General features: G+C 64.3%; 14 protein-coding genes. 11 read left to right on the top strand and 3 right to left on the bottom strand.

The features are described 5' to 3' along the window. Nucleotides 1-13: 13 nt before the first annotated feature. The 3 genes from AC0L2X_RS20635 (at nucleotide 14) to AC0L2X_RS20645 (ending at nucleotide 2093) form a co-directional block, all read left to right on the top strand. Nucleotides 14-1006 (top strand): helix-turn-helix domain-containing protein, encoded by a 993-nt coding sequence (locus AC0L2X_RS20635; RefSeq protein WP_473558965.1) that lies wholly within the window; start codon nucleotides 14-16, stop codon nucleotides 1004-1006. Between the two features lie 95 nt (nucleotides 1007-1101). Beyond that, a complete protein-coding gene (parS, locus tag AC0L2X_RS20640; RefSeq protein ID WP_473558963.1) occupies nucleotides 1102-1587 on the top strand; it encodes a type II RES/Xre toxin-antitoxin system antitoxin in 486 nt (161 codons plus the stop codon). After that, nucleotides 1584-2093, top strand: coding sequence for an RES family NAD+ phosphorylase (locus AC0L2X_RS20645; protein WP_352488960.1), 510 nt, complete (start codon nucleotides 1584-1586; stop codon nucleotides 2091-2093). Before parS ends, AC0L2X_RS20645 begins: the two co-directional genes overlap by 4 nt. A 56-nt stretch (nucleotides 2094-2149) precedes the next feature. Here AC0L2X_RS20645 and AC0L2X_RS20650 read toward each other — a convergent pair whose 3' ends face one another. Continuing rightward, entirely contained in the window at nucleotides 2150-2707 is a 558-nt protein-coding gene (locus AC0L2X_RS20650; protein WP_473558961.1) for a sugar O-acetyltransferase, read from the bottom strand. Between the two features lie 127 nt (nucleotides 2708-2834). On the opposite strand from AC0L2X_RS20650, the gene AC0L2X_RS20655 reads away from it, so the two are divergent. The 3 genes from AC0L2X_RS20655 (at nucleotide 2835) to AC0L2X_RS20665 (ending at nucleotide 5820) form a co-directional block, all read left to right on the top strand. Continuing rightward, a complete protein-coding gene (locus AC0L2X_RS20655; protein ID WP_352488957.1) occupies nucleotides 2835-3296 on the top strand; it encodes a DUF4126 domain-containing protein in 462 nt (153 codons plus the stop codon). Beyond that, nucleotides 3293-4669: an FAD-containing oxidoreductase gene (locus tag AC0L2X_RS20660; RefSeq protein WP_352488956.1), complete on the top strand. Its 1377-nt coding sequence runs from the start codon at nucleotides 3293-3295 to the stop codon at nucleotides 4667-4669. The genes AC0L2X_RS20655 and AC0L2X_RS20660 overlap by 4 nt, the downstream gene beginning before the upstream one ends. 101 nt (nucleotides 4670-4770) lie before the next feature. Continuing rightward, nucleotides 4771-5820: a M14 family metallopeptidase gene (locus AC0L2X_RS20665; RefSeq protein WP_473558959.1), complete on the top strand. Its 1050-nt coding sequence runs from the start codon at nucleotides 4771-4773 to the stop codon at nucleotides 5818-5820. Nucleotides 5821-5833: 13 nt separating this feature from the next. On the opposite strand, the gene AC0L2X_RS20670 is transcribed toward AC0L2X_RS20665, so the two are convergent. After that, the gene (locus AC0L2X_RS20670) at nucleotides 5834-6604 is read right to left on the bottom strand and encodes an isocitrate lyase/PEP mutase family protein (protein WP_473558957.1); all 771 of its coding nucleotides are present in this window, start codon (nucleotides 6602-6604) and stop codon (nucleotides 5834-5836) included. A gap of 321 nt (nucleotides 6605-6925) precedes the next feature. On the opposite strand from AC0L2X_RS20670, the gene AC0L2X_RS20675 reads away from it, so the two are divergent. Together AC0L2X_RS20675 and AC0L2X_RS20680 are read left to right on the top strand one after the other, a co-directional pair. After that, nucleotides 6926-9115 (top strand): anthranilate synthase, encoded by a 2190-nt coding sequence (locus AC0L2X_RS20675; RefSeq protein ID WP_473558955.1) that lies wholly within the window; start codon nucleotides 6926-6928, stop codon nucleotides 9113-9115. Between the two features lie 217 nt (nucleotides 9116-9332). After that, on the top strand, nucleotides 9333-10262 hold the full coding sequence (locus AC0L2X_RS20680) for a cation diffusion facilitator family transporter (protein ID WP_352488950.1): 930 nt from the start codon (nucleotides 9333-9335) through the stop codon (nucleotides 10260-10262). Nucleotides 10263-10481: 219 nt separating this feature from the next. Here AC0L2X_RS20680 and AC0L2X_RS20685 read toward each other — a convergent pair whose 3' ends face one another. Continuing rightward, nucleotides 10482-11582 (bottom strand): hypothetical protein, encoded by a 1101-nt coding sequence (locus AC0L2X_RS20685; protein WP_473558953.1) that lies wholly within the window; start codon nucleotides 11580-11582, stop codon nucleotides 10482-10484. Between the two features lie 101 nt (nucleotides 11583-11683). On the opposite strand from AC0L2X_RS20685, the gene AC0L2X_RS20690 reads away from it, so the two are divergent. From AC0L2X_RS20690 to AC0L2X_RS20700, 3 genes are all read left to right on the top strand, one after another. Further along, nucleotides 11684-12142, top strand: a complete 459-nt coding sequence (locus tag AC0L2X_RS20690; RefSeq protein ID WP_473558951.1) for a DsrE family protein — start codon at nucleotides 11684-11686, stop codon at nucleotides 12140-12142. A 72-nt stretch (nucleotides 12143-12214) separates the two neighbouring features. Next, entirely contained in the window at nucleotides 12215-13012 is a 798-nt protein-coding gene (locus AC0L2X_RS20695) for an SDR family NAD(P)-dependent oxidoreductase (protein ID WP_473558949.1), read from the top strand. Nucleotides 13013-13062: 50 nt separating this feature from the next. Beyond that, nucleotides 13063-13371: a putative quinol monooxygenase gene (locus AC0L2X_RS20700; protein ID WP_352664581.1), complete on the top strand. Its 309-nt coding sequence runs from the start codon at nucleotides 13063-13065 to the stop codon at nucleotides 13369-13371. Nucleotides 13372-13699 lie beyond the last annotated feature (328 nt).

Below are 13699 nucleotides of genomic sequence, written 5' to 3' on the forward strand. Positions count from 1 at the left end.
TGTTGGTGCTTCCATGACCGATCCTGCCGTTGCCGCCATCGCCTTCGATGGCATCAGCCCGTTTCATCTCTCCGTGCCGTGTCTCGTGTTCGGCGCGGATCGCACGACGCTCGGCCTGCCGCGCTTCGACTTCCGGGTCTGCGCGATTGAGGACGGGCCGATCCGCACCGATGCCGGGCTGACCATCAGCGTCCCGCACGGGCTTTCCGCGCTCGATGACGCCGACATCGTCATCGTGCCAAGCTGGAAGGATCTCGGGAGCTCACCTCCAGCGGCATTGATCGACGCGTTGCTTGGCGCGCATCGGCGCGGCGCGCTGATCGTCGGACTGTGCCTGGGAACGTTCGCTGTCGCGGCGACCGGACTGCTTTCGGGGCGGCGAGCGGCGACGCACTGGGCCTACGCGGATCAGCTGCAGGAACTCTATCCCGACATTCTCGTCGAACCGGAAGTGCTCTACATCGACAATGGCGACGTCGTGACATCCGCCGGCGTCGCCGCCGGGCTCGACTGCTGCCTGCACGTCGTACGGGCTCGTTACGGTGCAGAGGCGGCACTTCGCCTTGCCCGGCAGATCGTGCTCTCTCCGCACAGGCAGGGCGGGCAGGCGCAATTCATCGAACGTCCCATCGCCAGGACGGGCAATGCGGACCGCTTTACCCAAGCTCTCGAAACGGTGCGCAAAACCCTGGGTGAGCCGCACAGTCTGGACAGCGTTGCCGGTCACGCCGGCCTCACCCGCCGGACGTTCACGCGCCGTTTCCAGAAAACGATCGGCACCAGTTTCGGTGACTGGCTGACCGACCAGCGCGTCCAGCTGGCGCAGCGGCTGCTGGAAGCAACTGAAAAATCGATGGACACGGTTGCCTTCGAGGCCGGCTTCGGCAGCGCCACCTCGCTGCGCCAGCATTTCGCGGCGCGCCTCAGAACTTCGCCGGCGCAGTACCGGCGCGAATTCTCGAGGAGTGTCGATCTGGATAGGTTTTCAATGCACTCGCCGAAGTGAAACCTGCGGCGATCCGCATGCTGTCTTTCTCGCTCGTTGAAAGAGGTTGCGTCATGTGTCATATATTAAGCGACAGATGACATAGGGAGCAAGCCATGGCAATGGCATTTGAGAAGACCGCAACAAAGGCAGGCAGCAATGAACTGCAGAAGGTGGCCAGATTGCTCGGCGGCAGCCGCGTTCTGGCAAGGCGCCTCAGCAGCGCTTTGGATGCCCACGAGCTGCTTCTGCACGGCCTGCCGGCTTCAGCGCTGGACCATCTTATCGGGCAACTCGTCTTCATCCAGAAGACCGATTCGCTGGAGAAGGCCGTCGGCATGAGCCTGCGCACCTATCAGCGCCGCAAGGATGCTCCTTCCAAGCCTCTCAGTCAGGACCAGAGCGGACGAACCTGGAAGTTCGCGGAGATCCTGTCGAAAGCTACCGACGTGTTCGGTTCGCAGGCGGAAGCAGAGCAATGGCTGGAGCGCCCGGCGATCGGGCTCGACCAGCGTCGTCCAATCGACCTTCTGGCAACGCCGGCGGGGATCGAGCTTGTAGAAGATTATCTCGAACGGCTTGAATATGGCGTTTATGCATGACGCCGCTGCCGGCGGCGCTGGGTGGCTCCGAGCTTATCGGATGGCGCCTCGATCAAGCCGTGTTTGCGCCTACATGGGATAGTGGCGAGGGCGCATACAGGGTGGGCGGACGCTGGAACAGCAAGGGCGTGCGCGCCGTCTACTGCTCGATCGATCCGTCGACCGCGATCCTCGAAGTTGCGGTCCATAAGGGCTTCAGGGCGCTCGACACGATTGCGCATGTCATGACGGCAGCAATCGTCAGCGATGTCGCGGATGTGCATATTGTCGACCCCGCCACCGTGCCCAACCCCAATTGGTTGCGCCCGGGCATTCCGAGCTCCGGGCAACAGGCGTTTGGCGACGATCTTCTGCAACGGCACCGGTTCGTGGTGATTCCGAGCGCCGTATCGCAGCACAGCTGGAACCTGATCTTCGACGCGAGCCTCGCCAGAGGGGCATACGCCATGAAGACCCAGGAGGCGTTTGCGCTCGACACACGGTTGCATCCACCTCCGGCCAAGTGAACACAGCCGCCATGTCCATCAAAACGAGGACATGACCGGCGACAGAAGCGCGGTGCTCAGCCGTTCCTGATTATCCGTGCCGGATTGCCGACAACCGTGGTGTTCGCCGCCACGTCGCGCGTCACCACGGCACCGGCGCCGACGATAGCGCCATCGCCGATCCTGACCCCGCCGAGGATGATGGCACTTCCGCCGATCCAGGCATTGTCGCCGATCTCGACCGGCCTGGCCATCTCCAGCCCTGCCCGTCGTCCGGCGGCCTCCTTGTGGTGCTCGGCGCAATAGATCTGCACATTGGGGCCGAGCAGCGTTCCCTTGCCGATGCGCACTGGCGCCGTATCGAGAATGGTGCAGCCGGCATTGAGGAAGACGCGGTCGCCGAGAAAGATGTTGAAGCCATAGGCGCAGTGGAACGGCGCTTCGATCCGGGCGCCCTCGCCCGCAGCGCCGAGCAGCGCCCGCAATCCAGGCCCGATATCGCCACGCTGCCGGGGTGGCAGGCTGTTGTGCTCGAACATCGCGTCGCGCGCCGTGATGCGCAGCGCCTCCAGTTCCGGATCGAGGCAGCAATACCACTCGCCCGCCGCCATTTTCGTGCGTTCGCTCCCCGTCATGGCCGCAACTCCAGTTTCAACTTTGCCAAAGCAGCACCGGCGGCGACACCACCTCTGGTCAAATACCCGACCTATGGTAGCTTGCCTTCTCGGACCTGTCCCAAGCCGGCCATCGAGGGGATCGATCATGCTGTACATTCTTGCACTCCTGATCGGCATCGTTGCCGGGCTTCGCGCTATGACCGCGCCCGCAGCGGTCGCCTGGGGCGCCTGGCTTGGCTGGCTGCCGGTCGCCGGCACCTGGGCGAGCTTCATGGGCCACTGGATCGCCGTCGGCATCTTCACCATCCTGGCCATCGCCGAGCTGGTCACCGACCAGCTGCCATCGACGCCGAGCCGCAAGGTGCCGCAGCAATTCGGCACGCGCATCGTCCTGGGCGCTTTCACCGGCGCGGTGATCGGCGCCACCGGTGGCGCCATCATCGGCGGCCTGATCGCCGGCGCCATCGGCGCGGTGATCGGCACGCTGGGCGGCGCCGAGGCGCGCAAACGCCTGGCCACCGCCTTCGGCAAGGACCCGCCCGCCGCCTTCATCGAGGACGCGGTGGCGATCGTCGGCGGGCTTCTGATCGTGGCGGCAGTGGCATGACGGCAAAGGCATTCGACGCCATCATCGTCGGTGCCGGGCAGGCCGGCCCACCGCTCGCCGGCCGGCTGAATGCGGCCGGCATGAGCGTGGCGCTGATCGAGCGAAAGCTGGTCGGCGGCACTTGCGTCAACACCGGCTGCACGCCGACCAAAACGATGGTAGCAAGCGCCTATGCCGCGCATCTCGCCCGCTCCGCAGCGGATTACGGGGTGACGCTCTCCGGTCCCGTCGGCGTCAACTACAAGGCGATCAAGGCGCGCAAGGACAAGGTCTCCAACGACGCACGCGGCAATCTCGAAGACTGGATTGCCGGCATGGACAAATGCACGCTCTATCGCGGCCATGCGCGTTTCGTGAGCGCCAATGCGGTGCGCGTCGGCGACGATCTGCTGAGCGCCGAAAGGATATTCCTCAACACCGGTGGCCGCGCCTCGGTGCCCGACCTGCCCGGTGTCAACGACGTATCCTACCTCACCAACTCGTCGATGATGGATCTCGACGTGCTGCCGCGCCATCTCATCGTTGTCGGCGGCAGCTATGTCTCGCTCGAATTCGCGCAGATGTTCCGTCGCTTCGGTTCCGAAGTCACAGTCATCGAAAAAAGCCCGCGCCTGATCGGCCGCGAGGACGAGGATGTCTCGGGCGCCATTTTGTCGATCCTCGAAAACGAAGCCATTGCCGTCCATCTCGGCGCTGACGACATCCGCTTCGCCAGGCGAGGCAACGAAATCGCCGTGACGTTCTCGCCAGGCAAGGCAGCTGCGGTCGGCTCGCATGTGCTGCTGGCGCTCGGCCGCACGCCAAACACCGATGATCTCGGCCTCGACAAAGCCGGCGTCGAGGTCGACAAACGCGGCTTCATCGTCGTCGACGACCAGTTGCGCACCAGCGTGCCCGGCATCTGGGCGATGGGCGACTGCAACGGCAAGGGCGCCTTCACCCACACCTCCTACAACGACTACGAGATCGTCGCCGCCAACCTGCTCGACAACGATCCGCGCAAGGTCAGCGACCGCATCGAGGCCTACGCGCTCTATATCGACCCACCACTCGGCCGCTGCGGCATGACCGAAGCCGCGGTTAGGAAATCCGGCCGCCGCGCCCTGGTCGGCCAGCGGCCAATGACCCGTGTCAGCCGTGCCGTCGAAAAAGGTGAGACGCAAGGTTTCATGAAGATCCTGGTCGATGCCGACACCAGGGAGATCCTCGGCTGTTCGGTGCTCGGCCCGGGCGGCGACGAAGCGGTGCACTGCGTGCTCGACCTGATGTATGCCAAGGCGCCGGTCAGCACGCTGGCGCGCGCCGTGCACATCCACCCGAACGTCTCGGAGCTTCTGCCGACCATCGCCCAGGAACTCAAGCCGCTGGTGTGAGCGCAGGGTAGAATCGTGCGCCCATAGCAGCGCCGGCTGGACCAATCGACAGCCCAGGGGCAAAAGGGCATGTGTTCCGCCTCTTCTCCCGGAGGCATCCCATGCAGAAATCCATCGAACGCATCGCCGGCGACAGCGAAGGCGTTTCCTACGAATTCCCCGTCTTCCGCTTCACCGGAACGGACCAGACGGCGCCTTCCGCCTATCTGCAGGCGGCACTTCATGCCGGCGAATTGCCGGGCGTCGTTGCCCTCGACGCGCTGATGCCGATGCTTGGCAAGGCGGAAGCCGAAGGCCGCATCACCGGCAACATGACCATCGTGCCCTGGGCCAATCCGATCGGCCGGGCGCAATATCTCTACGGCGACCATCAGGGCCGCTTCCATCTGGGCACGCGCACCAATTTCAACCGTGGCTTTCCGCGGCTCGCCGCGCCCGACCTCTCGCTCCTGCCGGCGCACGGCACGGTCGACCAGCGGCTGAAGACGCGGCTGCTGCAGCTCTCCATCGGCCACGACATCGTGCTCGACCTGCATTGCGACGATGAAGGCCTCGCCTATCTCTACGTCCACACCAGCCTGTGGCCGGCGATGGCGGACTGTGCGGCGGCCATGGGCGTCGACGCGGTGATGCTGTGGGACGAAGATCCCGACGGCACCTTCGAAGGCGCCTCGATCATGCCATACCAGAACGTTCCCGCCGGCGTGGCGCGCCTGGATCGACGCGTCGCCACCACCGTCGAATATCGCGGCATACTCGATGTCGACGGCGCCCTGGCCGGCGCCGATGCCGAAGGGCTCTACCGGCTGCTGGTGGCGCGCGGCGTCATCCGGGATCAGGCGCTGCCCGCGCCTGGCAGCTTCGTTGGGCTCGTCGCACCTATCGAAAACATCGAGATGATGCCGGCGCCCCACTCGGGCGCGATCCTCTTCGACGTGAAGCCGGGCGACCGCGTCACCAAGGGTGCGCGCCTTGCCACCATCGTCCACGCGCCCGGCGAGCCCGACGGCCGCACGGAAGTGTTGGCGCCGCAGGCGGGCCTCATCCTGACACGGCGTTCCCGGCGCATCATCCGCGCCGGCGAAGACCTCTTGAAGCTGGTCGGCGACAGGACGAGCGCCGATGCAAGGTCGGGGACGCTGGAGGACTGACGCACCCGCCAGGCTAGCCCGAAATCGCCTGTCGTGCCTTGGCCTCCAGCCATTCGGCCATCTGCCGGTACGGCACCGGACCATGGCTCACGCGGGCGACGCCGAGTTCGGCAAGCCTCTGGCGCGGCGGCACATGCGCCAGGGCAATGATGTTGACCGGCAATGCCGTTGCCTCGCAGAGCGCCTCGATCAGGCCTTCATCGGCAAGCCCCGGCGCAAAGAAGCCATGCGCTCCGGCCCTTTCGTAGGCGTGCGCCCGCTCGATCGCCTGATCGAGAAGAGCCCTGTCGTGCGCATTCGGTTTAGCCTTCAGGAAAATGTCGGTTCGGGTGTTAATGAAGGCCGGAATACCCGACGCCTTCACCGCCGCTGCGGCGGCTTCGATCCGCCTCACCTGTTTGGCGATGTCGTGCAGCCCACTGCCGCCGACAATCTGATCCTCGAAATTAAAGCCGACGGCCCCAGCCTGCACGGCGAGCGCCACGCTGCGGGCGACAACCTCCGGAGCGACCCCGTAACCCCCCTCGAGGTCCATGGTTACCGGCACATCCACCGCCGCAACGATGCGTTTGATGTTTTCGAGCGCGAGTTCCAACGGGATCTTCTCGCCATCGGCGAATCCGAAAGCAGCCGCGACCGGCCAGCTTCCGGTGGCGATGGCCCTGGCCCCTGCTTTCTCGATGATCTTGGCGGAGCCTGGATCCCAGGCATTGTAGAGGACAATCGGGTTTCCCTTGACATGGAGGGAATGGAACGTCCGTGCGCGGTCGATCTGCTCGGTCATTTGATATCTTCCCGTCTTCTTGCTGTGTGATGCAGAGTCTAGGCAGGACTGCCGGTCTTGGCCATGTGCCATGGGTTGCGAAAGCGGCAGCCACCCCACAGACTTTCAAACCTGTTGCGCATACCGCTTTTCGCGGCTATGGATTTCGCCATGAATATGCGTTCGATCAAGACCATTTGGTGGTGGGCTCGCTGACAGCGGCCTGTTCGAACGCGTTCGCGTGACAATAGAGGGTGGCCGCAGCGGAATGTCCGGGCGGCCATTTGTTTTTTTCAAGCCATTCCCGGGTCCGTTGCCCCAAAGACGCTGATGGAGACGGCAATGACGACGAAAATTCTGGAGAATGGCGCCGAGCGCTTCGTCACCGCGGGTGGCGTGGCGATTACCCGCCAGCGCCATGACCGGCCATATGAAGGGGCGATCGACGGCTATGTCGATGGCCTGAATTCGCGCCGCGGCGCCGTGTTTTCCTCGAATTACGAATATCCCGGCCGCTATACCCGCTGGGACACCGCCATCATCGATCCGCCCGTGGCGATCTCGGCACGCGGCCGCGCCATGCGCATCGAGGCGCTGAACCGCCGCGGCGAGGTGCTTTTGCCGGTGATCGGCACGGTGCTTGCCGGCCTTGACGACGTAACGATCGCCGAGACGTCCAACAAACTCATCCGCCTCGAGGTCGCCAAGCCCGGTCGTATCTTTACCGAAGAGGAACGCAGCCGCGTTCCCTCCGTCTTCACCGTGCTGCGCGCCATCACGGCTTTGTTCAAGACCGAGGAGGACGCCAATCTCGGCCTCTATGGCGCCTTCGGCTACGACCTCGCCTTCCAGTTCGATCCGGTCGACTACAAGCTCGAGCGCAAGCCAAGCCAGCGCGATCTCGTGCTGTTCCTGCCCGACGAAATCCTCGTCGTCGACCATTATTCGACCAAGGCCTGGACCGACCGCTACGACTATTCCGGCGATGGCTTCTCGACCGAAGGCCTGCCGCGCGACGAAGTCGTCGAGCCGTTCAGGACCGCAGACCGCATCCCGCCGCGCGGTGACCACGAGCCGGGCGAATATGCCAAGCTGGTGCGCAAGGCGATGAAGAGCTTCGAGCGCGGCGACTTGTTCGAAGTGGTGCCGGGGCAGATGTTCTACGAACGCTGCGAAACCCAGCCCTCCGAAATTTCCCGCAAGCTGAAGAGCATCAACCCTTCGCCCTATTCCTTCTTCATCAATCTCGGCGAGGGCGAATATCTGATCGGCGCTTCACCGGAAATGTTCGTGCGCGTCAACGGCCGCCGCGTCGAGACCTGCCCGATCTCCGGTACCATCAAGCGCGGCGACGACGCCATTTCCGACAGCGAGCAGATCTTGAAGCTGCTCAATTCGAAGAAGGACGAATCCGAACTCACCATGTGCTCGGACGTCGACCGCAACGACAAATCGAGGGTCTGCGAGCCGGGCTCGGTGCGCGTCATCGGCCGCCGCCAGATCGAGATGTATTCGCGCCTGATCCACACCGTCGACCACATCGAGGGACGGCTGCGCGAAGGCATGGACGCTTTCGACGCCTTCTTGTCGCATGCCTGGGCGGTCACCGTTACCGGCGCGCCGAAATTATGGGCCATGCGCTTCATCGAGCAGAACGAGAAGAGCCCGCGCGCCTGGTATGGCGGGGCGATCGGCATGGTCAACTTCAACGGTGACATGAACACCGGCCTGACGCTTCGCACCATCCGCATCAAGGACGGCATCGCCGAGGTGCGCGCCGGCGCCACCCTGCTCTTCGACAGCATCCCCGAGGAAGAAGAAGCCGAAACCGAATTGAAGGCATCCGCCATGCTCTCCGCCATCCGCGACGCCAAATTAGGCAATGCCGCCAGCACCGAACGCAGTACCGCGCGTGTCGGCGACGGCGTCAACATCCTGCTCGTCGATCACGAGGACAGTTTCGTCCATACGCTCGCCAACTATTTCCGCCAGACCGGCGCCAATGTCTCGACGGTGCGCACACCGGTGCCGGACGAGATCTTCGACCGGCTGAAGCCCAACCTGGTCGTGCTGTCGCCCGGCCCCGGCACGCCCAAGGACTTCGACTGCGCCGCCACCATCAAGCGGGCCCGTGCGCGCGACCTGCCGATCTTCGGCGTCTGCCTCGGGCTGCAGGCGCTGGCCGAGGCCTATGGCGGCGAGCTGCGCCAACTGCACATCCCCATGCATGGCAAGCCGTCGCGCATTCGCGTGTCGAAGCCGGGCATCATCTTCTCGGGCCTGCCCAAGGAGGTGACGGTCGGCCGTTACCATTCGATCTTCGCCGATCCAGTGCGGCTGCCCGATGGTTTTGTCGTCACCGCCGAGACCGAAGACGGCATCATCATGGCCTTCGAGCACCGCAAGGAGCCGATCGCTGCGGTGCAGTTCCACCCGGAATCGATCATGACGCTCGGCCACAATGCCGGCATGCGCATCATCGAGAACATTGTCGCGCACCTGCCGCGCAAGGCCAAGGAAAAGGCCGCTTAGGGCCAGGAGTTTTCGTGTTGAGGTTTGCGCTCTACGTCGCCCCCCTCTGTCCTGCCGGACATCTCCCCCACTTGGGGGGAGATTGTCTCTCATTTCGGTTTTCGCCAATCTCAAACATTGTAGATCCAGCGACGTCGTCCATGATGGCCGATCTCCCCCCTCGTGGGGGAGATGTCCGGCAGGACAGAGGGAGGCGCGAAGGAACGCGGCCTCCTCAATGACCACCGCCGAAATCAAAACCGCCGCCAGGCAGAAGGTCGCCAGCCTCGCCTTCTGGTCGATCATTGTCGCCTTCGTCGTGCTCGGCCTGAAGCTGGCCGCCTGGTACATCACCGGCTCGGTTGCGCTTTATTCGGACGCGCTGGAATCGATCGTCAACGTCATTGCCTCGGCCGCCGCATATTGGGCGATCCGGGTCAGTTACAAGCCGGCCGATCAGGACCATCCGTTCGGCCACCACAAGGCCGAGTATTTCTCGGCCGTCCTCGAAGGCGTGCTGATCGTGCTTGCCGCCCTGCTGATCCTCAACGAGGTCTGGTGGTCGTGGCAGCATCCGGCCCCGCTCGAACAGCCATGGACCGGCCTTGCCGTCAACGGCGTCGCAACCGTCATCAACGCCGTCTGGGCCTTGACGCTGATCCGCACCGGACGGAGTGAAAAATCGCCGGCTCTCGTCGCCGACGGCAGGCACATCATGACCGACGTGGCGACCTCGGTCGGTGTGTTCATCGGCCTGGTCGGCGCCGTGCTGACCGGCTGGCAGGTTCTCGATCCGGCTCTTGCCGTGATCGTGGCGCTGAACATTCTGTGGCAGGGCTGGCACGTCATCGGCTCGTCTATGAACGGGCTGATGGATCGCGCCGTCGACACACAGGAACATATCCGCATCCGCGACATCATCTCGGCCAATTGCAAGGGCGCACTCGAGGTCCACGACCTGAAGACCCGCATCGCCGGCCGCGCCACCTTCATCGAGTTCCATCTAGTCGTCGACGCCGACATGTCGGTCGGCGCCAGCCACGTCATTTGCGACCGCATCGAGGACGCACTGCAGGCAGAGATCCCTTCCGTCCGCGTCATCATCCATGTCGAGCCCGACGACGAGGCGAAACTGCCCAAGGGCACGACGGCCGTGCCGTTCGCGTGAGGCGGCGCGGAGAAAAATCGCTCAGTGGTGATCCTTCGCGCCCCCCTCTGTCCTGCCGGACATCTCCCCCACAAGTGGGGAGATTGGCAGCTTCAGCGCGCCGCTCACTCCTGCGACGATGGGTGATTGGCGAAAGCGGCAGTGACGGCCGATCTCCCCCCAAGTGGGGGAGATGTCCGGCAGGACAGAGGGGGCGCTGTCCCTCCAGCATTGCGGTTGCTATAGCCCGCAGGCAGCCTGCGGCATCGGCTCCAGCCGGTAGACCTTGTCGTCGGACATTGTGTCGCCTTCCGCCGCCTTCGAGCACAGATCGACGATCGGCAGGCCGCTGTTCGGGTTGGCCAGCATCATCGTGCCGTTGGCGCCGCGGCGAAGGAAGACCTCCTTTTGCGCGATATCGCAGGCGGCAGCACCCGTCTTCGCGCTCGCCGCGCAGCGCCACTGGTCGCCCTCGCCCTGGCAGTTGTAGACCTGCGTGACCTTGGCCGATTTCTCCCGCGTGGTAACCGAAACGGCGATATCGGCGCCGCTTGGCCAATTGGCCGGATCGCCCTCCTTGGCAAAGGACGCCAGCTCGACCGGTCCGCGGAACACCCTGATCGACTGGGTCAGCTGATCGGGATGCGAGCCGAGATGCGCGGCGTCGTAGTCGCGTCCGTAGCAGAAGGCCTGGTCCGGCTTCAGCCGCTCGCGCAATGGCTGGCCAAGGGCCGGGTCGATCGGGTCGATGCGCGCGAACTCGGCCTTGCAGGTGGCGGCCGGCATCGGGTCGAGCCTGAAGCCGTCGTCGTCCTTGCCCAGCGCCTGCCGTTCGTACTCCGCCTCGCCGAGCTCGTCTTCCGATCCGGCGTCGAGATAGAGGTCGGGCTGCACGTCCGAGACGATCAGCCGGCCTTTGTCGTCGACCTTCAGCGAAGCCATGGTGCGATCGCAGTCCATGCCGCAGCGGATCGGGCCGGTCTTGCCGTCCTCCGACTCGTGACTGCACCAGCCGCCGAGCCATTCCGGCGCCTTGGCGCCGCGTACCGTCGTCGCCATGAAGCCATTGTAGGAGGAATCGATGCCGGTGCTTGGCTCCTCGTTTGGCCGGCTGACCGGATCGCGGCCGTAATAGAAGAAGATGCGCGCCACCTTCTGCTGCGGATGCGACTTGAGATGCGCGGCGTCGTAGACGCGGCCGAAGCAGGCGTCCTTGCCGTCGGGGCTGAACTCGGTGAGTTTGAGCGTGTCATCGGCGAAAGCAGTGCCGGCGACGGCGGCAAGCAAGGCAACCCCAACTCCGGCGCCCACAAAGGTCCCCATTATGGTCCTCGACGTCATGCTACCCCTCCATTGCCCCGACAAGACGTGGTGTCAATTTATGCTAGGATCGAGGCCGAGGCCACGCAATTTGCGCGGGCCGGCAAATGGGAGATGAAGCCATGCGACGCCGCGATATTTTCCGCGTCGGTCTTGCCGGGGCCGCCGGGCTTTTCGGGCTGCGCCCCACCAAGGCTGCAGCTAGTGAAGTCAAACCGGCGGCTGCCGAAGAGGAAAGGCAAAAGGTCGCCTATCACCTCAGCGACCTCGACAAGGTCAATTTCGTGCTCGGCAACATCAAGAACCACTTCGAAGGCACCGACGGCAAGGTCGACATCGCGCTTGTCGTGCACGGCCCAGCACTTGCCGCCTTCAAGTCGAAGGGCATATCGGCCGCCATTTCCGGGCGGTTCGCCGGCCTTGTCCAGGATGGGCTCAGCCCGCACGCTTGCGCCAACACCATGCACGGCATGGATATCGGCCTGGCCGACCTGATCGACGGCTTCCATGCAGCCGACCGGGGTGGCGTCGTCAAGCTCGCCGAATTGCAACGCCAGGGCTTCGCCTATCTCAGGCCATAGGCTTTTACGGACTTGAACGCGAGGACTGCGAGGGCCTACGAAGAGCAGGCAGAGTCCTCCGGAGGAACAGACGTGCCAACCACCACCACCCTTGTCAGCCCCTCTCTGGTCATCCCCGACCTTGCCGGAAAGGCGGTCCTGGTCACCGGCGCCTCGACCGGCATCGGCGCGGCGCTTGCACTTGCCTATGCCGCGCAGAAATGCCGCGTCGCGCTGCATTACAATTCGAGCCGCGCGGCTGCCGAAAACCTGGCCGCGACGATTCGCAACGGCGGCGGCGAGGTATTCCCAGTCCAGGGCGATTTCTCGATCCCTGCCGATGTCGAGCGCGTCGTCGAGGACAGTGCGAAACATTTCGGTCGGCTCGACGGCCTCGTCAACAATGCCGGCGGCATGCTCGGCCGCGTGCCCTATGCCGAGCAGACCGAGGCGCACTACGACGCGGTGATGGACCTCAACGCGCGTTCCGTGCTGACAGCTTCGCGCAAGGCGATCCCATGGCTGAAGCGGCAGGGTGGCTTCATCGTCAACACCTCCTCGATCGCCGCGCGCAACGGAGCCGGTGGCGGCGCCGGCCTTTACGGCTCGGCCAAGGCCTTCGTCTCCAACATCACGCGCGGCATGGCCAAGGAGCTGATCGGTTTCAACATCCGCGTCAACGCGGTAGCGCCCGGCACGATCGCGACGCCTTTCCACGAGCGCTACTCGACCGACGACCAGATGAGAGGCATGATCGCCACCATCCCGCAGGGCCGCGCCGGCACCGCCGAGGACTGCGTCGGCGCCTATCTATTCCTCTCCTCCGATCTGCTGAGCGGCTACATCATCGGCCAGGTGATCGAGGTCAATGGCGGCCAGTTGATGCCGTAGGCGACGAACTGCATACTCCTGGTTGCGTCATCTCAACGGAGCAAAAGCGAATGTACGGACTGATCGGCAAGATGCGGGCGATGCGCGGCCAGCGTGACGCAATGATGGATATCCTGCTCGCCAGCACCGGCGCCATGCCCGGCTGCCTGAACTACATCATCGCCACCGACCCGGCCGATGCCGACGCGATCTGGGTGACCGAGGTGTGGACCGACGCCGAAAGCCACAAGGCTTCGCTGCAGCTGCCCGAGGTCCAGGCGGCAATCGCCAAGGCACGGCCGATCATTGCCGGCTTCGAGTTTCAGGTGGAAACGCATCCTGTTGGCGGGTTCGGGTTACCGGAGAGCAAGGTGAGCTGAGGATGAGGATAGGGGATCCGGTTTCGCTCGCGATTAGCCGAGTTGCCACCGCGCCTTCGTCATCCCAGGGCGGAGCAGGAGCGAAGCGACGTCGCGCAGACCCTGGGATCCATGCCGTTACATCAGCCGAAGAATGCAGCGGTTCAGAATGGCGCTTGCATCCGCAGCGGTGCCTACTCGGTTGGTAAAGGACGTGCTGTCGGTGCCAAGAAGCACTCGATTCTGATCCGCTTTCGCGTGCCACAGTTGTCACGGCATGATGGGGTGGACGGCCCCCGAAGCGGCATCGATGTGCCAGATTGAGGTCGTATAGAACTTCAATCGAAGG

This window comes from Mesorhizobium sp. WSM4828, assembly GCF_055811175.1.

What these genes read in the sequence shown, in the direction of transcription:
- AC0L2X_RS20680 (WP_352488950.1), top strand. Translation starts at nt 9,333, where the DNA reads ATGACCACCGCCGAAATCAAAACCGCCGCCAGGCAGAAGGTCGCCAGC.
- parS (WP_473558963.1), top strand. Translation starts at nt 1,102, where the DNA reads ATGGCAATGGCATTTGAGAAGACCGCAACAAAGGCAGGCAGCAATGAA.
- AC0L2X_RS20685 (WP_473558953.1), bottom strand. Translation starts at nt 11,582, where the DNA reads ATGACGTCGAGGACCATAATGGGGACCTTTGTGGGCGCCGGAGTTGGG.
- AC0L2X_RS20690 (WP_473558951.1), top strand. Translation starts at nt 11,684, where the DNA reads ATGCGACGCCGCGATATTTTCCGCGTCGGTCTTGCCGGGGCCGCCGGG.
- AC0L2X_RS20675 (WP_473558955.1), top strand. Translation starts at nt 6,926, where the DNA reads ATGACGACGAAAATTCTGGAGAATGGCGCCGAGCGCTTCGTCACCGCG.
- AC0L2X_RS20670 (WP_473558957.1), bottom strand. Translation starts at nt 6,604, where the DNA reads ATGACCGAGCAGATCGACCGCGCACGGACGTTCCATTCCCTCCATGTC.
- AC0L2X_RS20635 (WP_473558965.1), top strand. Translation starts at nt 14, where the DNA reads ATGACCGATCCTGCCGTTGCCGCCATCGCCTTCGATGGCATCAGCCCG.
- AC0L2X_RS20665 (WP_473558959.1), top strand. Translation starts at nt 4,771, where the DNA reads ATGCAGAAATCCATCGAACGCATCGCCGGCGACAGCGAAGGCGTTTCC.
- AC0L2X_RS20655 (WP_352488957.1), top strand. Translation starts at nt 2,835, where the DNA reads ATGCTGTACATTCTTGCACTCCTGATCGGCATCGTTGCCGGGCTTCGC.
- AC0L2X_RS20650 (WP_473558961.1), bottom strand. Translation starts at nt 2,707, where the DNA reads ATGACGGGGAGCGAACGCACGAAAATGGCGGCGGGCGAGTGGTATTGC.
- AC0L2X_RS20645 (WP_352488960.1), top strand. Translation starts at nt 1,584, where the DNA reads ATGACGCCGCTGCCGGCGGCGCTGGGTGGCTCCGAGCTTATCGGATGG.
- AC0L2X_RS20660 (WP_352488956.1), top strand. Translation starts at nt 3,293, where the DNA reads ATGACGGCAAAGGCATTCGACGCCATCATCGTCGGTGCCGGGCAGGCC.
- AC0L2X_RS20700 (WP_352664581.1), top strand. Translation starts at nt 13,063, where the DNA reads ATGTACGGACTGATCGGCAAGATGCGGGCGATGCGCGGCCAGCGTGAC.